Source organism: Actinoalloteichus sp. GBA129-24 (assembly GCF_001941645.1).
GTDB lineage: Bacteria > Actinomycetota > Actinomycetes > Mycobacteriales > Pseudonocardiaceae > Actinoalloteichus_A > Actinoalloteichus_A fjordicus.
On record NZ_CP016077.1, the window covers coordinates 2663264 to 2682779 of the forward strand.

Here is a 19516-nt window from a genome sequence, read left to right on the forward strand (position 1 = left end):
GCCCTGGGCTCTCGAAGACTGCGCCGGCGCGGGCGGCCTGGCCGAGAATGCCAGACCGGCACGCGACTGCTCGCCGCCTCGGCGGAGGCGGTGGACGGCGCGTCGTGGCCGAGTGCCCCGACAGCCCGGCCGAACTGCCCGGGGCGAGCCTGCCGCCGATCATCGGACACCTCCGCTGCCGCAAGCTCGAGGTGCCCGGCCGTGCCACCGCAGGCTCCCGTCCGCGGCGAGCGGGCCCGACCGGGGACCGGGCTCCTCGGCCCCTGCCGTCGTGCCGCAGAGCGGCTCGGACCAGCGCCGTCATGGGGTGGTCCGGCCGCGTCCGCAGGGCACGACGGCCGCGGCGGACGCGGCCCGCCTGGCCTCTTCTCAGCCGATGGTCGAGCGCTCGGCGTCGTCGACCGAGTGCTCCTGCGCGGCCAGCAGCGCCCGGTACCAGTGGAAGGACGCGCGTGGCGTCCGCTCCTGCGTCTGGTAGTCGACGCGCACGATCCCGAAGCGGGGGCCGTAGCCCAACGCCCACTCGAAGTTGTCGAGCAGCGACCAGAGGAAGTAGCCGCGCACGTCGATCCCCTCGGCCATGACCGCCTGGAGGACCGCGAGATGCTCGGCCAGGAAGTCGATGCGCTCGAGGTCCTGCGGTGCGGTCGTCGGCGCGGCCGGGTCGGTCGCGGCGCGGCCGCCCGCAGGCGTCTGGGCCTCGGCCGTGTTCTCCGCCTCCGCCGGATCGGGGTAGGCGCAGCCGTTCTCGGTGAGATAGATCGGCGGCAGCGTGCCGTGTCGGGCGCGCAGCCCCGTCAACACCTCGCGCAGGCCCGCAGGCTCGACCGGCCAGGTCAGCCCGGTCCGTCGGACTCCCGCCGGGCGGTGTGTGCGGTCTAAGCCGAGGTCGTCTGCGGTGCGAGCTGCCGGATCGGGCTCGGTGTGCGGGGCGTCGGAGACGTGAATCCGGTAGTAGTAGTTGAGCCCGAGGAAGTCCAGCGGCGTTCCGATCGCCGCGAGGTCCTCCTCACGGCGGAAGGAGAAGTCGGAGACCCCGGCGAAGATCTCGGTGAGCTCCGGCGGATGGCCCGCGCCGAGCACCGGGTCGCTGAACTGGTGATTGAGCACGCAGTCCAGCCGTGCGGCGGCGGCGGCATCGGCGGGGGAGTCGGACACCGGGACCACCGGCGACCGGTTCAGGGTGATGCCGAGACGGTCGCCCGGCCTCGCCTGAGCACGCAGCGCCGTCACCGCCAGCCCGTGCCCGAGCAGCAGGTGGTAGGCGGCGGCGAGGGCGCCGTGGCCCTCGGTGGCGCCGGGGGCATGTCGTCCCTGGGCGTAGCCCGCGATCGACGAGGGGTAAGGCTCGTTGAGCGTGATCCAGTTCTCGACGAGATCGCCGAGTTCGTCGTGCAGGAGCACCGCGTAGTCGGCGAAGCGCAGCGCCGTCTCCCGTTCCCGCCAGCCGCCGGTCTCCTCGAGTGCCTGCGGAAGATCCCAGTGATACATCGTGACGAAGGGCGCGATGCCCCGCTCCCGCACGCCGCCGAGCAGCCTGCGATAGAAGTCGATCCCGGCCCTGTTGGCCGGTCCCCGGCCGTCCGGCTGAATGCGCGGCCACGCGATGGAGAGCCGATAGGCGTCCACGCCGAGATCGGCGAGCAGTTCGACGTCCTGGGGCCAGCGGTGGTAGTGATCACATGCTGGACTGCCGCTCTCGCCGCCTGCCACCGCGCCAGGACGACGGCTGAAGGCGTCCCAGATCGAGTCGCCTCGGCCGTCCTCGTCCACTGCGCCCTCGATCTGATACGAGGAGGTCGCCACCCCCCAGACGAAGGACGGTGGGAAGCGCAGGGCCGGGTCGGGGTGGCGGGCGGCTGCGGGTGTGGGCACGAGGGGCTCCTGATCGCCGAGGATGCGGTGTCGTCATCGAGTTCCGCAGCCCATGATGTCTTCGGAGCAGCGTGATCGACAAGAGCCTGAATCGTGTTCGGTCGATCCGGCCCGAGAAGCCCGGACGGCCCCCGGAGTGGCTCCCACGCCCACGAGGGCGCGGGGCCGAGCCGGACTGAAGCTCGGCACTCCGAGGGCCGGGTGACTGCCTGGTATTCACCGACCGTTTTCCCCGTCGCGCACCCCCGGTGTGTGGCCGGAGGACGGCGCGTCAGGCCGTCGGCGTCGTACACCGATCGGGCGGCCTAGCGGGCATCCACCTCACGAGTCCTGCTGGTATTCAACGCTGGACCACCTCCTTTCTCGTGTGCCACGAACATAGGCGCGGTGCCGAGGCCCCCGCAACGGATTTAGCGCCCTTCTCGCCCTCGGCGAACACGGTTGTCGGGCTGCCGCCCGCGCTCGACGTGGCGCAAGGGCAGGCCGAGGCGCTCGCGTTCCTGCGGACGGTGAGATCGGCGCCCTCGTGAGACGCCGAGGGCCGCCGGTCAGCGCCGGGCCGCAGGCAGCCCTGACCAGGATGGAGGTGGCGCCGGGTGTACTGCTCAACCCACGCGAGTGCCCAGCCCGGCCAGCGCGGTGCCCAGCGTGCGCAGGACGGCGACGGTCTCGGCGTGGGTCTGGTGCGGGCTCTCGATCTCGCCTGCGCGAATGCGCAGACAGACCTCCCGGAGCTGGTAGGTGTACCCGGCGCCGTCGAGTTCGAGCCGATGGGTCACCGGCTCGGCCCCGTGGACGGTCACGGTCATCTCGGTGGGCCGGAAGAACGGGTCGGCGAGGTCGACGCGCCCGAGGGTGCCCGACACACTGGCGCGTGCGTGCAAGGAGGCCGTCAGCGAGGAGCGCAGCACGGCATGCGCCCCCGCCGGGTAGCGCAGCAGCAGCCCGCTCTCGGCGTCGACGCCGTTGGGTGCCAGCGAGCCGTGCACCTCGACCCCGGTGGGCTCGCCGAGCAGCATGTGCGCGAAGGAGACCGGGTAGACGCCGAGGTCCAGCAGCGCGCCGCCGCCCTGTACCGGGTCCCACAGGCGGGCGGCCGGGTCGTAGGGCACGGCGAAGCCGAAGTCGGCAGAGACGGTGCGGAGCACTCCGATCTCGCCGTCGGCGACCAGGGTGCGTAAGCGCTGGATCAGGGGGTTGAACCGCGTCCACATGGCCTCCATGAGGAACCGGCTGCGCTCCGCTGCGAGCGTGACCAGCTCCTGAGCCTGCTCGGCGGTCAGGGTGAACGCCTTCTCGCACAGCACGTGCTTGCCCGCGAGCAGCGCGGCCTTGGCGACCTCGTGATGCGCGGCGTGCGGCGTGGCGATGTAGACGACGTCGACGTCCGGATCGGCCAGCAGCAGGCGGTAGTCGTCATAGGCGCGCGGAATCCGATGCGTCGCGGCGAACTCCTCGGCACGCGCCTGCGTTCGCGAGGAGACGGCGAGGATCTCGATCTCGGCCACCCGGTGCAGGTCCTCGGCCACCACGGAGGCGATGGCGCCCGTCGAGACGATTCCCCAGCGCAGTGGCGCATCCCTGTCTGTCACCGCGCCAGGCTAGCGCGATCTTCACCCGAAAGGGGTGCTTCGGCGGCCGAGACCTTGGCGTGTGCGGCAGACGAGCGGCAGGCGCCGAAGCCGCCTCGGGCGTGTGCGTGACGATCGCTCGACATGCGCGAGACACCGCGATGCGATATTACTCATCGTTCATCATAAGTGACTACCAGTGACGGTGGTGGACGTCGTCTCGCGGCCGGTGTGCCGGGGCCGCCGTCGACCCGTCGATGCGATTCGGCCCGGCGGAGACTCGCCTGCCTGCTCCGTCGGCGGCAACCTGCGGGCGCGACACCGGCTTGCCGCACCGTCACCGTCTTCCTGTACTGGAGAGATCATGCTCGCCTGGTTTGTTCGTTCGGTCGCTCAGGGCGACACCCATCTCGCGTCGGCGACGTGGAGTGGGCTGGCCCGTGTGCGACCGGTGTGCGACCCGGATCGACCCTTCTACCCGGCCAACGCCTTCGGAGTGGGGATTCTCGACTGCTACTACGACGACCAGCGCTGTTCGCGCTGCCTGACCGTGGTCGTCCCGCCGACGCCCGCCGCGAGGCCGCTGGCCGTGGTGCGCTGAGGCGATCAGTTCCCCGCGCCGTCCCCGCCCGAATGACTCCGAGTCGGGGGAGTGGCGGAGACAGCGCGGGGCGCGGCGTCGCGAGGCCGGTGGCGGCCCGGTGTGCGTCGATCCGGCCGGGTCGGCCTGCCTGCCGGTCCCAACGGGGCGGGCCCGGCCCCGTGGCGTCAGTCGGCTTCGCCGGTCGGTGGGGAGTCGGCGGGCGAGACGGGTGACGTCGGTTCGCCCCGACGCCGAGCCACGCAGGCGCACGCGTCCGGATCACGTCATCCTCGGGTGCGTCGGCCGCGCCGTCGATCGACCTCGGCTCAGGCCCCGAGGCGCGCGGCCCATCGGATGCCGCCGAGCAGGTGCGCCAGGAAATCAGGGTCGGTGTAAGCCTCCGACGCGTGTCCCAGTGCGGTGTACCAGGACCGGCCGCCGTGCGGTTCGTGGCACCAGGCGATCGGGTGATCTCCCATCGCATGCGGGCCCGGCTCATAGCGGGCCTCGTCGACGGAGAGGAGGACACGGACGTCCTCCCGAGGGTTGGCGTCGAAGTTGTACCACTCGTCGAGCCGGTTCCAGGTGGAGTCGAGATGCATGGTGGAGGGATGTGTCCGGTCCTCCACCGTGGCAGGCGCCTCCTGGACGGCGGGGTGATCGACGAAGCGGGCAGCGACCAGTTCGCGGTAGAAGGGCCAGTCTTTGTCCGAGGTGCTCGCCCCGTGCACGCCGACGAAGCCGCCGCCCGCGCGGACCCACTTCTCCAGCGCGGCCCGCCCCGCCGCGTCCACCGACGTGCCGCTGGTGCTCAAGAAGACCACCGCCGACTGCCGGGCCACCTCGGCGGTCAGGACGTCCGGGTCCTCCGTGGCCGTCACCGCGAAACCGTGTTCCCGGCCGAGCCTGCTGATCGCGGCCACCCCGGCCGGGATCGACTCGTGGCGAAACGCCGTCGTCCGCGAGTACACCAGCACCGAGGGACGGCTGTTCGGCTCGCTCATCGTGCTCCTCTGCTTCGTCGTGCCCCGTTGTCTCCACGCGCGACCGAGCACCGTCTTACGCAGGCCCGAGCGGCCGTCGCGGATCATGGGCGGTCGCGGCCGACCGATGATCGGGCCACGGTCTGCGACGACGGGATTTCCCGGTCGCGGCCCTGATTCTCCGGGGTCACGAGGGTAGCGGGTGGTCCGGCGGGCCGTCGTCGCCCGGCGGCCTGCGGCGACGCTCCGGTGGGCCGACGCCTGCGGTCGCCTGAGCGGTCTCCCGCAGTGCGGCGAGCGGGCAGCCGAACCGGCGGCGGGCAGGCCCGGCGTCGATGCACCGGCCCGGTCTGCGATCCGTTCCTGGGCGGGCGCGCTGACGGGCCCCACTGGGTCAGGGCAGGGTGAGGATCTGCGGGCCCTCGTCGGTCACGGCCACGGTGTGCTCGACGTGGGCGGCCCGGCTGCCGTCGATGGTGCGCAGCGTCCACCCGTCGTCGTCCATTCGGTAGGCGTCGTGGCCGCCTGCCATGAACATCGGCTCGATGGCGAGGACCAGCCCGTGACGCAGGGTGATGCCTCGGCCAGGCCTGCCGTCGTTGGCCAAAGCGGGCGCCTCGTGCAACGCCCGTCCGACGCCGTGACCCCCGAAGTCCTCCGGGATTCCGTAGCCTGCCGCGCGGCCGATGGTGCCGACGGCGCTGGCGATGTCGGTGAGCCTGCCGCCGACCACGGCCGCGGCGATCCCCGCCTCCAGCGCGGCGGTGGTGGTGGCGATGAGACGCAGGTCGGTCTCGGTGCCCGTGCCGATCACGAAGCTGACGGCGGCATCGCCGTGCCAGCCGTCCAACTCGGCGCCGCAGTCGACGCTCAGGAGATCGCCGTCGCGCAGTCGGTAGGAGCTGGGGATTCCGTGCACCACGGCGTCGTTGACCGAGGTGCACAGCACACCGGTGAAGGGCGTCAAGGCGAACACCGGCTGGTAGTTCAGGAAGGAGGGCTTCGCCCCAGCGTCCTTCATCACGCCGTGGGCGAGGTCGTCCAGTTCTCGCAGCGAGACTCCGGCCTTCGCCTCGGCCTGCACCTCGGCGAGCGCACGCCCGACGACGCGCCCCGCTTCCCGCATCGCCGCCAGTTCCGCGTTCGTCTTGATCACGACCATGACATGCTCCTCATCCCATCGATCCAATACCTATACCGGTATTTTTATCACGGTCTGGCGGTGGGCGGCAGCGGGGGCGGCCGGGACGACGGCCGCGTCCGTCGGAGGGCGAGCAGCCGTCTCTTGCCGGGGCCGATCCTCGGTCGACAGGCCTGCGGCGGCCCGGATGCGCCCTGGCCGGTGCCGGGCGGTGAGACGAGGCTGCGTCGTACCCGGTTCCGGTATTACTATCCCGGTATGGTGCGACCCCCGTTGAGCGGCGTGGAACGAGAGCGAGGCGAGCGACTGGGTGTCCTGCTCCGCCGGGCCAGAGGTGACCGGAGCATGGCGCAGATCGCCTCCGTCGCGGGAGTCTCCACCGAGACGCTGCGCAAGATCGAGACCGGCCGGGTGCCGACGCCTGCCTTCTTCACCGTGGTGGCGCTGGCCGCCGCGTTGGACCTTCCCCTGGATGCGGTGGCCAGCGTGAGTCTCGGCGGCGAACCGGAGGGTCCTGCGCTCTCGGCCTGATCGGCCGTCCGGGTGGAGATGTGGCCGGAAGGGGCCTTCGACGGAGCCAATCAACCCCTTGGCGGCGTCATCGGGGGTTTGATACCGCCATCGACAGCACGGCACGGGCTTCGTCGTGGTCGGCGGCTGCCGCCCCCGACGCACCTGCCGGTGAGCACTCCGTGCCCGGTGCGCACGAGCTTGGGTCAACTCCCGCGAGGCGCAGAAAGAAAGGACCACACTCGATGTTGAGACGTTCTCTGGTGGGGGTCGTCGGCGTGGTCGCCGTGCTGGCCGCCGGCTGTGGCTCGTCGGCGGGCGAGAGCGATCAGGTGACCCTGCGTTTCGGCTACTGGGGCAACGACGACCGGGCCCAGGCGACCAACGAGGCCATCGCGCTGTTCGAGGAGCGCAATCCGAACATCACCGTCGAGGCCTCCTTCTCGTCGTTCGAGTCCTACTTCCAGAAGCTGGCGACCGAGACCGCAGGTCGCAACGCCCCCGACGTCATCCAGATGGACTACCGCTACCTGCGGGAGTACGGCGACCGAGGCGCGCTCGCCGACCTCGCCTCCCCGGAGCTGGCGGCCGAGCTGAGCACGGACGGCATCTCCGCCGAACTGCTGTCCTCCGGTCAGCTCGACGATCAGCTCCTCGGCGTCCCGATGAGCCAGAACACCCAGATCCTCTTCTACGACACCGAGGTGTTCGACTCGGTCGGCGTCACGCCGGAGGACGGCTGGACCTGGGACGAGTTCGAGGAGGCCTCCTCCGCCATCAGTGCGATCGACGAGGGGCAGGTCTTCGGCACCGCCGACTTCGGAATGGCCATCGACTGGTTCGAGGTCTGGCTCGGCCAGCAGGGCGGCGAGCTGTACACCGCCGACGGCGGGCTGGGCTACGGCGCCGAGGAGGTCGCGGAGTTCTGGGAGCTGGCGGATCGCTTCCGTGAGTCCGGCGCGTCCACCCCGGCCGACGTCGGCACCGGCTCGGACGGCTCCATCGCCACCAGCCCGATGGGCAAGAACCGGGCGGCCTCGGAGTTCGGCTACGACAGCGGCCTGACCTCCTACGCCCAGACCCTCGGTGACCAGATCAGCGTCGCGCCCTTCCCGAGCGACGGTGACGACCTCGGCCAGTACGCCAAGCCCAGCATGCTGGCCTCGGTGTTCTCCGGTTCGAATCACCCTGCCGAGGCGGCCAGGTTCATCGACTTCATGGTCAACGACCCCGATGCGGGCGAGATCCTCGGCACCACGCGGGGCATGCCCGCCAACGACGAGGTGCGCTCGGCGATCAGCGGCTCCCTGGAGGGCGCCGAGCTGGTCGCGTACGAGTTCGAGGAGGCCATCGCCGACCGGCTCGTGGCTGCGCCCGCCCCGCCGCCGCCCGGCGAGGGCGCCATCAAGCGTGACTTCCAGCGCATCAACGACGAGATCGCCTTCGGGCGGCTCAGCGTGCAGGAAGCTGCGGAGCAGTTCATCGCGGGGGCGGAACAGCAGCTCTCCTGATCATCGGGCGAACCGATCTCGCTCCATGGGTTCGCCGACGGCGCCGCCACGTCACCGACGTGGCGGCGCCGTCGTGTGTCGGGGCACTGCTGGTCGAGACCGCCGTGAGCAGGCCGGGCGCCGACTTCGTCCTCGGTGGCTGATCGCCAGGAGAGATCGGAGGGATGGCCGGAGCAGGTCAGCACCGTTGTTCCCGGCCGGGCCTCCCGGATATCTTTCGTTGGAACAGACCGCCGAGATCATGTCTCGTCGCCAGGTCGGTTCTGGAACCAGTCTCCGTCCCGGTCGGCTGTACGGGCGGATTCCTCGGCTGTTCCCGGCGGGCCGGACTGCGTTGATTCATCGGATCTCTGACGGAGGTCTTCGGCGGGAGATCCTCCGTCGGTCGGCGGGCCTGTGTCGACGACGTCGCGCCGAGCACGGCAGACGTCCGGGGCTTCACATCGGGCGCCGAGGACGTCGACCCTGATGCGAAGACCTCGCCCGCCGGGACGCCCCGAGAACGGAGACGACGAATGACCGCCCAACCCGATGCCCGGACGGACTGGTTCACCGAGGCCCGTTTCGGGCTGTTCGTGCACTGGGGCCTCTACTCGCTGGCGGCCCGTCACGAGTGGGTGAAGCTCCGGGAGCACCTCGGCGACGAGCACTACGACCGGTACCTGGAGCAGTTCCGCGCCGACCGTTACGACCCGAGGCGCTGGGCCGCCGACGCCAAGGCTGCCGGGATGCGCTACGCGGTCCTGACCAGCAAGCATCACGAGGGCTTCTGCCTGTGGGATTCGGCCTTGACCGAGTACAAGGCCACCAGTACGCCTGCCGCCCGAGACCTGCTCGCCGAGTTCGTCGCCGCGTTCCGTGCCGAGGGGCTGCGGGTCGGCTTCTATTACTCGCTGATCGACTGGCACCATCCCGACTACCCGCTCGACTGGATGCACCCGGCGTTCAAGACCGGCGTCCAGCCCGGCGGCGATCTGCCGAGCTACGTCGACTACCTGCACGGACAGGTTCGTGAGCTGATCACCGAACATCGCCCGGACATCCTGTGGTTCGACTTCTCGTTCCCCGAGTTCCCGCCGGAGGAGGGCGCCCCCGGCAAGGGCCGCGACGACTGGCAGTCCGCGCGGCTGGTCGAGATGATCCGCGAGCTGGACTCCGACGTGCTGATCAACGACCGGCTCGACCTGCCCGGCAGCGCGGACTTCCGCACACCGGAGGAGATGGCGCCGCACACGGACCTGCGGTCCGGGGAGCACGCCATGCCCTGGGAGGCGTGCCGGACGCTCAACGGGTCATGGGGATACGCGCCGTCGTTCCAGCAGTGGCTCGATGCGGGACAGGTGCTGCGTCTCCTCGTCGACGGGGTGGCCAAGAACGGAAACCTGCTGCTCAACGTCGGTCCCACCGGCAGAGGCGAGTTCGAGCCGAGGGCCAGGGAGTTGCTGGCCGAGGTGGGGGAGTGGATGCGGCTGCACGGTGACTCGGTGCACGGCGCCGGGGCGAGCACCGTGACGGCGCCGCCCGACTGTCGGGTGACTCAGTCGGGTGATCGCGTGTTCGTGCACCTGTTCTCCTGGCCCGCAGGCCTGCTCGTCGTCGAAGGTCTGGCGGGCCGACTGCGGTATGCCTCGTTCCTGCACGACGGAGCGGAGGTGCCGTTTACCGAGGTGCGGGGCTGGACGCCCGACGTGCCGCATCGGGTCGCGCCGGGGCCGGAGGGCTCCGTGGTGCTGACCCTGCCCGCACGACGGCCGGACTCAGCCGTTCCCGTCATCGAGCTGAGCCTGCGTTCGTAGCCACCCCTCCACCCCGGCGACGTGCATCGTCATCGAGGCGGCGGCCAGATCCGGTCGCCGGGCACTGATCGCGTCCAGGATGGCGCGGTGCTCGGCGATCGTGCGCCGCACCGCGCCGTTCTCGGTCAGCCCGCGCCAGATCCTGGCCCGCTGGGTGCGGCTCGACACCGTCTCGATCAAGGAGACCAGCACCTCGTTGCCGCTGACCGCCGCGACCCGGCGATGGAACTCCAGGTCGTTGGCCAGCAGATCGTCGACCGACGGCTGCTCGCCGAGGTCGTCGAGCAGCGCGGTGAGCTCGGCGATCTGCGCATCGGTGGCGGACTGCGCGGCCAGTGCGGCCGCCGCCGGTTCGAGGATGCGGCGGACCTCGAAGAACTGCAGCAGGCTGTCGTCGCGGTGCAGGTCGACGATGAAGCCCATGGCCTCCAGCAGGACCGAGGGCTCCAGGCTGGTCACGTAGGTGCCGTCGCCCTGTCGGACGTCCAGCACCCGGATGAGGGAGAGCGCCCGGACCGCCTCGCGCAGCGAGTTGCGGGACAGCCCCAGTCGCTCGGCCAGATCGGCCTCGCGCGGCAGCCGGTCGCCGGGCCGCAGCTCGCCGGAGACGATCATGCCGCGGATCTTGGTGATGGCCGTGTCGGTCAGCGACACCTGTCGTTCCTCCGAGGTGCGGTAGGGGTGCGGTGGAGCGTACGGCAGCCTGCGCCCGAACCGATACGGGCGGCAGGGGCTTCGTCACCGCATGGAGCCCTTCGTGATCCGGGTCGACGTGAGTCTTCGGCATCCTGTCGCCGAAGCGGTGCCGACGGGGCGCTGCGGACTCGCTACGGGCGGGAATCGCCTCGTCGCGTCGGAGGTCCCCTCGCCGCCCGGTCCGGCCTTCGACGTCGCAGGCATGTCCGCCGACCGGACGAACAGGCTGCGCCGGCGGCAGGAATCGATACATCCGATTAATTGCCGTTATCGGCCACCGTTCAGTCGGCGACGTGGACTTTTCGATCGTCGACCTCGAGCATACGTCCTATGTGTTGCCCTGCTCGACGATGAGCGGGCGTGATGATGAGGAGACGGTGTGGAAAGACGAGGCAGACGGGCCGCCCGGTCGGCGGTGGCCGCCACGGGGCTGGCGGTCGCGCTGGTCGCCGCGACGCTCGGTGGCGGAGCGGTCGCGACGGCGCAGAACGAACCGGACTGGGTCCCGGTCGAGCGGCAGTCCTACGGCGTCGAGCCCAACCTCGATCGCGGCGTCGTCGCGCTGAACCAGGGCGAGGGCAACGTCTACGTCGGCTGGCGACTGCTGGAGTCCGACCGCGAGAACGTCGGCTTCCACGTCTTCCGGGAGACCGACGGCCGCAAGACGAAGCTGAACCGGGTTCCGCTGCGGGACAGCACGAACTTCGTCGACGAGACCGCCGACCTGACCAAGGAGAACACCTACACGGTCAAGCCGGTCGGCAACGGGCGACCGGACGACCGAGGTACCGCGTACACGCTCGGCGCGAACAGCGCCGACCAGGGCTATCTGTCCTTCGACCTCGCCGACGACATCGACCAGACCGCCCGGCACATCGCCACCGGCGACCTGGACGGCGATGGCGACCTGGACTTCGTCATCAAGCGCGGCAACCAGAACATCGACCCCTCGCGCAGCGAGACCCCCACCGACACCTACAAGCTCGAGGGCTACACCAACGAGGGCGAGTTCCTCTGGCGTCGTGATCTCGGCGTCAACCTGCGTACCGGCATCTGGTACACGCCTTACGTGGTCGCCGACCTGAACGGCGACGGCAAGGCCGAGGTCGCGTACAAGTCCAGCGAGGTGGACGAGGACCTGAACGGCGACGGGCGCACCGACTATCGCGGCGCCTCGAACTGGCGGGTCTACGAGGGACCGGAGTACGTCGAGATCCTGGAGGGCGCGACCGGTGAGACCATCGCCCGTGAGGACTGGATCTCCCGAGGCGAGCCCGGAGAGTGGGGTGACGAGAAGGGCAACCGCTCCGAGCGCCATCAGCTCGCGATCGCCTATCTCGACGGCGATAAGCCGAGCCTGATCGTCATGCGCGGCACCTACGCGCAGATGAAGGCCGAGGCCTGGGACTTCCATGGCGACGAGCCGGCGCAGCTCTGGAGCTGGACACGCCCCCGCGACGAGAACGGCCGATACGCCGAGGGCATGGGCTTCCACAACATCCGCACCGGCGACGTGGACGGCGACGGCAGGGACGAGCTGATCAACGGCAGCGTTGCCATCGACGACGATGGAACCACCATGTGGATCACCGGCGAGGGCCATGGCGATCGGCTGCACATGACCGACATCGATCCCACTCGGCCGGGCCTGGAGATCTTCTACGTCCAGGAGGTCAACAGCCACTACGAGCATCCGATCCACCTGCGTGATGCCGCCACCGGTCAGCTGATCTGGGGCATCGAGGGCGAGAAGTGGGACGACGTCGGCCGAGGCTCGGCCGCCGACATCGATCCGACCCAGCCCGGTCTGGAGGTCTGGTCCGGTCGTCCCGACCCGACCGGCGCCACCGTGATCGAGCCGCCGACCGACAAGCTGTACAACGCCAAGGGCGACGTCGTCGGCACGCGGCCGTACAGCGTCAACTACGGCATCTGGTGGGACGGCGACCTGCTGCGCGAGTCGCTGGACGGCGTGTACATCGACAAGTGGGACTACGAGAAGGAAGAGCTGGTGAATCTGCTGACCGCCGAGGCAGACCCGGCCAGCGGCACCGAGCGCTACTCGGTCCTCGGCTACGGCGACGTGATCGGCGACTGGCGCGAAGAGGTCTTCTACGTCCACGACCGCTTTGAGATCAGGATCTACAGCACCACGATCCCGACCGAACACCGGTTCCCGACCTTCCTGCAGGACAAGGACTACCGGTCGAGCCTGGCCAGCGAGGCCTCCGGCTACATGCAGTCCACCCAACCCGGCTTCTACTTCGGTGCGGAGTCCGCTCCCGAGAAGTGACGTCGGCTCGGCAGGCACGACGGCGTCCGCGCTGCGCGTCACCGAGTAGGACCGGCGGTCTCGTTCCCGTGCGCTGTGAGGGAACGAGACCGTCCCGTCCGTGCGGGTCGCTGCCGTCGTCTCGGGTCCGCCGACGGCGGCGTCGGCCGCATCGGCTGCTCTCGATCAACGAACGGGAGCCCGCTGCTTCGGCACTGCGGCGGGCCTGCGCGGGTCGACGGCGAAGCATGGACGCGGTGTCCGTGCCGGGGCGACATACCGGGCAAGTGCGAAGGGGACGGCGCCATGCCGTCCCGTGTGCCGACCGGCTCGGCAGGCGGGTCGTCGGGCGCGAGGTGTTCGCAGGGCGCCTCGTTCTGTCGTTCGTCCCGGCCGCCGCGCCTGTCTCGGCTGACTCCTCGGACCGTCCTCGCCGGGCTCCTCGAACAGCGGAGCCCGACCTGTCGCGACGCGGGAGCGTGCCGGTCCGAGACCGCCGAAATGTACTGACGGCAGGCGACGCCGGCCGGATTCCGCGCGACGGATCAGTTCGCGAGAGCGGGCCGGCCGTCGTTCCCGTGGTAGCGAGCACCGTGTTCCTTCCGCCGGAGAGGCGACGGAGGAACTCCCCGTCGTGGTCGCCGACCTGCCGTGTCGGGTGGCAGACAGGTCGTCCGGCGCGGGCCTGCGGGGGAACGGGGTCCTCGGCGTCGCCACGGCGATGACGGCGAAGTTCCCGAGAGGCCTGCGACGTGGTGTCGGTCGATCGGCTCGGCGTCGACGCAGTAGAAGACCCGAAAAGCGAGTCATACATCGGATGTCGGGTTGTGGACCGGCTGTTTCGTAGGCACGACGACGACCTTCACCGCAGACGCTTCACGTACTAGCCTCGGAAGGCGGGGCTGACGACGGCACGACCGGCGGAGTGGGGTGGTAGCCGTGCGGACGGGTCGTCGGGACGGACACGCCTTCCGCTCGCCGTGTCGGAAGGCCCTCGCGGCGGCCGGCCGGGCCGGGCACCGCAGCGGGCTCTACGGCAGACGAAAGGTAGGAGCTTGTGACGTCCATCCCCTCTCCTTCAGACGGGTCCCTCGCGGGCCTGCGGGCACTGGTGACCGGCGGCGCATCCGGCATCGGGCTGGCCACCGCCCACGCGCTGCTCGCCAGAGGCGCCCACGTCGCGTGCCTCGACCTCGAACCGGCCGGAGCGCCGGAACCGCTGATCGGCATCCGCTGCGACGTCTCGGACGACGACGGGGTGCCCGCAGCGGTCGCCGACGCGGCCGAACGGCTGGGCGGTGTCGACATCCTGATCAACAACGCGGGCATCGGTGCACAGGGCACGGTCGAGGACGGCGAGCTGGACCAGTGGCGCACGGTGTTCGACGTGAACCTGCTGGGCATGGTCCGGGTGACCAGGGCGGCCCTGCCATGGCTGCGTCGTTCCACGGCTGCGGCGGTCGTCAACACCTGTTCCATCGCCGCCACTGCCGGGCTGCCCCGCCGAGCGCTCTACAGTGCGAGCAAGGGCGCCGTGCTGTCGCTGACCCTGGCGATGGCCGCCGACCACGCGCCGGAGGGAATCCGGGTCAACTGCGTGAATCCGGGCACCGTCGACACACCCTGGGTACAACGGCTGCTGGCCGCCGCTGCGGACCCGGCCGCCGAACACGAGGCGCTGCGCAGGCGACAGCCGATCGGCAGGCTGGTGTCGGCCGAGGAGGTCGCCGCCGCGATCGTCTACCTCGCGAGCCCGGCGGCGGGGGCGACCACCGGAACCGCGCTGGCCGTCGACGGCGGAATGCAGGGCCTGCGGCTGCCGCCGCCTGCGCGCTGACCGCCGCGTGACGACGATCCTCGACGATGTCCGGCGGTGCTCGCGGTTCGGCCTGCGGGGTCTGCCCGACCGCGCGGTTCCCGGCCGTGGCCGCACGAAACGGGGACCGCAGACCTGGCGGGGCGGCCCGCTCAGGTGGCGGCAGGCCGGGTACGCCCGGACGGTGTGCGGCGAGGAAGGGACCGGGGCGCGGGCCTCGGTGCCCGTCACCGACTCCCGCACCGCCGACGCAGGCTCACACAGCGGCTTCATCGACTCGCCGATGTCGATCTCGCTCGTCTGCCCCGAGGGAGATCCGAAAGCGAGGGGCATCGGCGCAGGCGACCGTGCGAGAACGAGAGGCCGGTCGTAGGCGAGGTACTCCGGCGTAGATCGACGGGCTCGCGCGGGGAGTCGGCACGGATCGACGGTCGGTCGCTCCGTCATGTCGGTCGGCCCAAGCGGGGCGAGCCGAGAGAGCAGCCGCGTCCGTCGCTGCGGACGGTTTCCGGACTGGTGATCGGGATGGAGTGCCGAAGACCGGCGCCGAAGGTGTGGAGGGAGCCGAACAGCGGCCTGCGGCGTCACCGACGGTCGGACGCGGGCCGGCCGAGCCTGCCGGGGCCATCGCGGACCGGATCGGACGAAGGCGTCGGTGAGATGCCTCGACGAGATGCTGTGACAGACACTCCCTGAGGAGGGAATCGGCTGATGGAGACGATCGCGCTGCACACCCGGCTGGAGTCGGGACGGGAACAGGACTACGACGAGGTGCACCGCGTGATCCCGGTGGAGCTCGACGCGGCGCTGCGGGCGGCAGGGGTCCACTCCTGGCGGATCTGGCGGGACGGGCGCGAGCTGTTTCATCTGGTCGAGTGCGAGGACTATCAGGCGATGCGCGCGGCACTGCGTGACGATCCCGCGAACGTCGAATGGCAGCGGCGCCTGGCCCCGCTGCTCGCCGTGCCCGACGACTACTCCGGTGACGACAGCGGCATCTCGATGGTCTGGCGGCTGCCGTGAGGACCATGGCCGATCGCGTCACGCTCGGCCGTGGCGACGTCCGTGTCGGACCGCTGGGGCTCGGCTGCGCAGCACTGGGAAACCTGTTCGCCGCGCTGCCCGACGACCAGGCCGCCTCGACGGTCGATGCCGCCTGGGAGGCGGGCATCCGAACCTTCGACACCGCGCCGCACTACGGACTGGGGCTGTCCGAACGCAGGCTCGGTGCTTCGTTGCGCGCTCGGCCCCGTGACGAGTACGTGCTGTCGACGAAGGTGGGCAGGCTGCTGGCCCCCGCACCGTCGGCCGCGGCGACCTCGCGAGATCAGGAGGGTTTCGACGTCCCCGCGACCCACGTCCGTCGATGGGACTTCAGCGCCGAGGGAGTCCGACGATCGCTGGAGTCCTCGCTGGACCGGCTGGGCCTGTCGCGAGTCGACGTTCTCCTGCTGCACGACCCCGACGACCATCATGAGTGGACCGTCCGGGAGGCGTATCCCGCGCTGCGCGAGCTGCGCGCCGCCGGGGTGATCGGCGCGATCGGCGCGGGCATGAACGACGCCTCGGCGCTGACGAGTCTGGTCGAGGAGTGCGATCTGGACGTCGTTCTGCTGGCGGGCCGGTACACGGTTCTGGAGCAGGGCGCACTGGACCGGCTGCTGCCCGCCTGCGTCCGACGGGGTACCTCGGTACTGGCGGGCGGCGTGTTCAACTCCGGGCTGCTGGCCGAGGATCGACCCGGTCCGGACGCGACCTATGACTACACGACGGCACCGGCTCCGCTCATCGAACGAGCCCGCCGCATCGCCGACGTCTGCGATCGGCACGGCGCCCGCCTGCCGCAGGTGGCACTGCAGCTCCCACTCGCTCACCCCGCGGTAGCGGGCGTGCTGGTCGGTGCCCGTTCGAGCGACGAGATCATCCATGACGTCGCCCTCGCCGCCGAGCCGGTTCCCGCCGAGTGCTGGGCGGATCTGAAGGCCGAGGGCCTGCTGCGGACCGACGTCCCCGTACCCGAGGAGTGAGCCGGTGACCACCGAATCCGTCGTCGACGCCCATCACCACCTCTGGGACCCCGCCCGCCGTGCGTATCCGTGGATGGCAGGCGAGGCGTTCGCCCCGATCCGTCGACGGTATGGACTGGGCGAGCTGACCGGGGTGCTCGCGACCACGGCGGTCGAGGCGACGGTGCTCGTGCAGACCGTCGGCGACCGCGCCGAGACCGTGGAGTTCCTCGCCCAGGCGGCGCACAGCGAGGGCCTCATCGCCGGGGTCGTGGGTTGGCTGGACCTCACCGCCGCCTCCGTCGCCGACGACATCGCCGAGCTCCGGGCCCGGCCCGGCGGTGCTGCGCTGGTGGGCATTCGTCATCAGGTGGAGGACGAGACGGACCCGGACTGGCTGGCCAGAGCCGACGTTCGCCGTGGCCTGCGCGCGGTGGCCGACGCCGGACTGGCCTACGACCTGCTGGTGCGTCCCGACCAGCTTGACGCCGCAGGCGACGTGGTCCGCGCGGTGCCCGATCTGCGGTTCGTGCTCGACCACGGCGGCAAGCCGCCTATTAGGGAGAGTGGCAAGCCGCCTTTTAAAGAGCGTGGCAAGCCGCCGATCAGCGCGAGCGGCAATCCGCCTGCTGAAGACGGCGGCGTGCCGGCCGACGAACGGCACGCCGAACCGCCCGTCGCCGCTGACCCGGCGCAGGCTGCTCGGCACCGTGGTGCCGTCGTGCCGGATATCGCGGCGGCCGGTTCGCGGTCCGGCGTCGACGCGGCGTCGAATGTGGACGGTGTCGGTACCTCCGATCTGTCGGCGGGCGGAATGGTCGAGTGGGACGGGTGGGCGCAGTCCTCCGGCGCCGCCCAGTGGTCGGCGGCGTTGGGCGAACTCGCCGAGGCCGAGAACGTGATGTGCAAACTGTCCGGCCTGATCACCGAGGCATCGTGGTCGGACTGGACCATCGAGGACATCCGGCCGTACGCCGACCGGCTGCTGTCGACCTTCGGACCGCAGCGGCTGATCTACGGCAGTGACTGGCCGGTCTGCGAACTGGCAGGCACCTATGGCGAGGTGTTGACGTTGGCAGGTCGGCTCACCGACGCGCTGTCGGATGTCGAGCGGCGCCGTGTGCTGGCGGCCAACGCACGAGACTGGTACCGACTGAGGGCTTGAGGCCTGGCCTGCCCGGCCCGAGAATACTTCCGAAGCCGAAGCCGAAGCCGAAGCCGAAGCCGAAGCCGAAGCCGAAGCCGAAGCCGAAGCCGAAGCCGAAGCCGAAGCCGAAGCCGAAGCCGAAGCCGAAGCCGAAGCCGAAGCCGAAGCCGAAGCCGAAGCCGAAGCCGAAGCCGAAGCCGAAGCCGAAGCCGAAGCCGAAGCCGAAGCCGAAGCCGAAGCCGAAGCCGAAGCCGAAGCCGAAGCCGAAGCCGAAGCCGAAGCCGAAGCCGAAGCCGAAGCCGAAGCCGAAGCCGAAGCCGAAGCCGAAGCCGAAGCCGAAGCCGAAGCCGAAGCCGAAGCCGAAGCCGAAGCCGAAGCCGAAGCCGAAGCCGAAGCCGAAGCCGAAGCCGAAGCCGAAGCCGAAGCCGAAGCCGAAGCCCGTCGACACGCCGTGCCGTGTGGCCTCCGGCACGACATCGCGTCCTCGCCTCACAGCTCTGTACGCCGCTGTGTCGGCGTTGCGGACACGGTCCGACGGCTACCCCACACTGTCGTCGAGTGCCGTGCCCGCCGAGCCGCAGTGCGACGTGCGATGTCACGTCGAGGCGTCGCGTGCCTGGTCTCCTGGATCGATTGCTGTCACGGCCTCCTCGGCGTCGTGCGGGCAGAATCTTGGCGTCCGGCGTCCGGCTCGGCTGTCTCAGGCAGCGGCCGTCCGGGGTCCGTCAGGCGGCGGACGCCCAGTGCGTGGTGAAGGCGGCGGCCTCCCCGGTGAGCCAGGCGTCGAGCCGGTGGCGATTTCGGTTGGTCACCTTGAACAACCGGGCTCGGCGGACGTCGATCACCAGCGGAGCGCCGCCGGGTAACAGCTCGTCCATGCACTGCTCCATCAATCGGAGCGGGGCGTAGGAGCCTTCTCTGATGAGTTCGGCCTCCTTGAAGTGCAGGAAGACCGACCAGAGCCGGTTGTCGTCGTCGAGCAGCCCCAGGTGCGGGCTGATCCGGACCTCCAGACTGCCCGAGGACCACCGCGCACGGCCGACCTCGACGAGGCGCGGCCGCCACTCCGACATCAGCCGCAGCCATCCTTCCGCGATGGCCTCGTAGTGCGGCCGCTGCAGGGCGTGGGCCTGCTGCACCATCGACGTCATGGCGAGCTCGTCCCGGTCGGCGGCCCGGCCTGCTCGGATCGCGTCGGCGGGGCGGCGGTAGAAGTTGTAGGCGGCAGGCTCCGGGTTCTCATACCTCCGGCGCTGTTGATGGATCGTGGTGATGCGGGCGGCGCCGCCGCTGGCGGCGTAGCTCACGAACGTGGGTAGCGTGATCGACGGCATCGGGGCCTCCGCAGGTCTGGCGCGACGTGTGACCGGTACCGAATCCGCAGGTCAGCGGGCCTGGTATGCCTCTGATTCTAGTCGCGGACCCTGACAATGTCCGTGACGTCACTCGAACGCACGTTCGAATCACTCGATGGGCGGGACGGCGCGTTTCGCTGCTACCGCAGGGTCATGTCGACGGGCCGTTCGGCTCGATGCGACGCCCATCCGCGAACTCGCCATCCCCGCTCCCCGGCGCTGCGCTCGTCGGGGCCGTCGCCTGCCGCTCGGTC

At 70.5% G+C, this 19516-nt stretch carries 16 protein-coding genes; 9 read left to right on the forward strand and 7 right to left on the reverse strand.

Translation table 11 applies throughout. From position 1 onward, the window contains the following. Positions 1-369 precede the first annotated feature (369 nt). Positions 370-1875, reverse strand: a complete 1506-nt coding sequence (locus UA75_RS11930) for a glycoside hydrolase family 1 protein (RefSeq protein WP_083683143.1) — start codon at positions 1873-1875, stop codon at positions 370-372. A 605-nt stretch (positions 1876-2480) separates the two neighbouring features. Further along, on the reverse strand, positions 2481-3467 hold the full coding sequence (locus UA75_RS11935) for a Gfo/Idh/MocA family protein (RefSeq protein WP_075740305.1): 987 nt from the start codon (positions 3465-3467) through the stop codon (positions 2481-2483). A 343-nt stretch (positions 3468-3810) separates the two neighbouring features. On the opposite strand from UA75_RS11935, the gene UA75_RS32775 reads away from it, so the two are divergent. Continuing rightward, positions 3811-4047 (forward strand): hypothetical protein, encoded by a 237-nt coding sequence (locus UA75_RS32775; protein ID WP_157434135.1) that lies wholly within the window; start codon positions 3811-3813, stop codon positions 4045-4047. 308 nt (positions 4048-4355) lie between these two features. On the opposite strand, the gene UA75_RS11940 is transcribed toward UA75_RS32775, so the two are convergent. Both UA75_RS11940 and map read right to left on the reverse strand, forming a co-directional pair. Further along, entirely contained in the window at positions 4356-5033 is a 678-nt protein-coding gene (locus tag UA75_RS11940; RefSeq protein WP_075743705.1) for a ThuA domain-containing protein, read from the reverse strand. Positions 5034-5406: 373 nt separating this feature from the next. Continuing rightward, the gene (map, locus tag UA75_RS11945; protein ID WP_075740306.1) at positions 5407-6174 is read right to left on the reverse strand and encodes a type I methionyl aminopeptidase; all 768 of its coding nucleotides are present in this window, start codon (positions 6172-6174) and stop codon (positions 5407-5409) included. Positions 6175-6411: 237 nt separating this feature from the next. Here map and UA75_RS11950 point away from each other — a divergent pair, with 237 nt between their 5' ends. The 3 genes from UA75_RS11950 (at position 6412) to UA75_RS11960 (ending at position 9970) form a co-directional block, all read left to right on the forward strand. Continuing rightward, a complete protein-coding gene (locus tag UA75_RS11950) occupies positions 6412-6684 on the forward strand; it encodes a helix-turn-helix domain-containing protein (RefSeq protein WP_075743706.1) in 273 nt (90 codons plus the stop codon). Between the two features lie 224 nt (positions 6685-6908). After that, positions 6909-8174: an ABC transporter substrate-binding protein gene (locus tag UA75_RS11955; RefSeq protein WP_075740307.1), complete on the forward strand. Its 1266-nt coding sequence runs from the start codon at positions 6909-6911 to the stop codon at positions 8172-8174. A gap of 515 nt (positions 8175-8689) precedes the next feature. After that, positions 8690-9970 carry an alpha-L-fucosidase gene (locus tag UA75_RS11960; protein ID WP_075740308.1) on the forward strand — a complete coding sequence of 427 codons (1281 nt, stop codon included), beginning with the start codon at positions 8690-8692 and terminating at the stop codon, positions 9968-9970. Here the strand turns inward: UA75_RS11960 and UA75_RS11965 are convergent. Continuing rightward, complete coding sequence (locus UA75_RS11965) at positions 9932-10624, reverse strand: FadR/GntR family transcriptional regulator (protein ID WP_075740309.1); 693 nt, start codon at positions 10622-10624, stop codon at positions 9932-9934. The two genes, UA75_RS11960 and UA75_RS11965, sit on opposite strands and share 39 nt — an antisense overlap. Positions 10625-11045: 421 nt before the next feature. Here UA75_RS11965 and UA75_RS11970 point away from each other — a divergent pair, with 421 nt between their 5' ends. The 5 genes from UA75_RS11970 (at position 11046) to UA75_RS35080 (ending at position 17925) form a co-directional block, all read left to right on the forward strand. Continuing rightward, positions 11046-12959 carry a hypothetical protein gene (locus UA75_RS11970; protein WP_157434136.1) on the forward strand — a complete coding sequence of 638 codons (1914 nt, stop codon included), beginning with the start codon at positions 11046-11048 and terminating at the stop codon, positions 12957-12959. A gap of 1036 nt (positions 12960-13995) precedes the next feature. Beyond that, entirely contained in the window at positions 13996-14775 is a 780-nt protein-coding gene (locus UA75_RS11975; RefSeq protein ID WP_232237727.1) for an SDR family NAD(P)-dependent oxidoreductase, read from the forward strand. A 690-nt stretch (positions 14776-15465) separates the two neighbouring features. Beyond that, positions 15466-15777 carry an L-rhamnose mutarotase gene (locus UA75_RS11985; protein ID WP_075740311.1) on the forward strand — a complete coding sequence of 104 codons (312 nt, stop codon included), beginning with the start codon at positions 15466-15468 and terminating at the stop codon, positions 15775-15777. Between the two features lie 5 nt (positions 15778-15782). Next, positions 15783-16781 carry an aldo/keto reductase gene (locus UA75_RS11990; protein ID WP_075743709.1) on the forward strand — a complete coding sequence of 333 codons (999 nt, stop codon included), beginning with the start codon at positions 15783-15785 and terminating at the stop codon, positions 16779-16781. A gap of 4 nt (positions 16782-16785) precedes the next feature. Next, the gene (locus UA75_RS35080; RefSeq protein ID WP_075740312.1) at positions 16786-17925 is read left to right on the forward strand and encodes an amidohydrolase family protein; all 1140 of its coding nucleotides are present in this window, start codon (positions 16786-16788) and stop codon (positions 17923-17925) included. Here the strand turns inward: UA75_RS35080 and UA75_RS33790 are convergent. Both UA75_RS33790 and UA75_RS12005 read right to left on the reverse strand, forming a co-directional pair. After that, the gene (locus tag UA75_RS33790; RefSeq protein WP_198044251.1) at positions 17846-18379 is read right to left on the reverse strand and encodes a hypothetical protein; all 534 of its coding nucleotides are present in this window, start codon (positions 18377-18379) and stop codon (positions 17846-17848) included. The two genes, UA75_RS35080 and UA75_RS33790, sit on opposite strands and share 80 nt — an antisense overlap. A gap of 253 nt (positions 18380-18632) precedes the next feature. After that, positions 18633-19241 (reverse strand): hypothetical protein, encoded by a 609-nt coding sequence (locus tag UA75_RS12005; RefSeq protein ID WP_075740313.1) that lies wholly within the window; start codon positions 19239-19241, stop codon positions 18633-18635. Positions 19242-19516: the final 275 nt, after the last annotated feature.

Coding starts and splice junctions, on each gene's coding strand:
- UA75_RS11960 (WP_075740308.1), top strand. CDS start 8,690: ATGACCGCCCAACCCGATGCCCGGACGGACTGGTTCACCGAGGCCCGT.
- map (WP_075740306.1), bottom strand. CDS start 6,174: ATGGTCGTGATCAAGACGAACGCGGAACTGGCGGCGATGCGGGAAGCG.
- UA75_RS11990 (WP_075743709.1), top strand. CDS start 15,783: ATGGCCGATCGCGTCACGCTCGGCCGTGGCGACGTCCGTGTCGGACCG.
- UA75_RS32775 (WP_157434135.1), top strand. CDS start 3,811: ATGCTCGCCTGGTTTGTTCGTTCGGTCGCTCAGGGCGACACCCATCTC.
- UA75_RS11950 (WP_075743706.1), top strand. CDS start 6,412: ATGGTGCGACCCCCGTTGAGCGGCGTGGAACGAGAGCGAGGCGAGCGA.
- UA75_RS11940 (WP_075743705.1), bottom strand. CDS start 5,033: ATGAGCGAGCCGAACAGCCGTCCCTCGGTGCTGGTGTACTCGCGGACG.
- UA75_RS11955 (WP_075740307.1), top strand. CDS start 6,909: ATGTTGAGACGTTCTCTGGTGGGGGTCGTCGGCGTGGTCGCCGTGCTG.
- UA75_RS11985 (WP_075740311.1), top strand. CDS start 15,466: ATGGAGACGATCGCGCTGCACACCCGGCTGGAGTCGGGACGGGAACAG.
- UA75_RS12005 (WP_075740313.1), bottom strand. CDS start 19,241: ATGCCGTCGATCACGCTACCCACGTTCGTGAGCTACGCCGCCAGCGGC.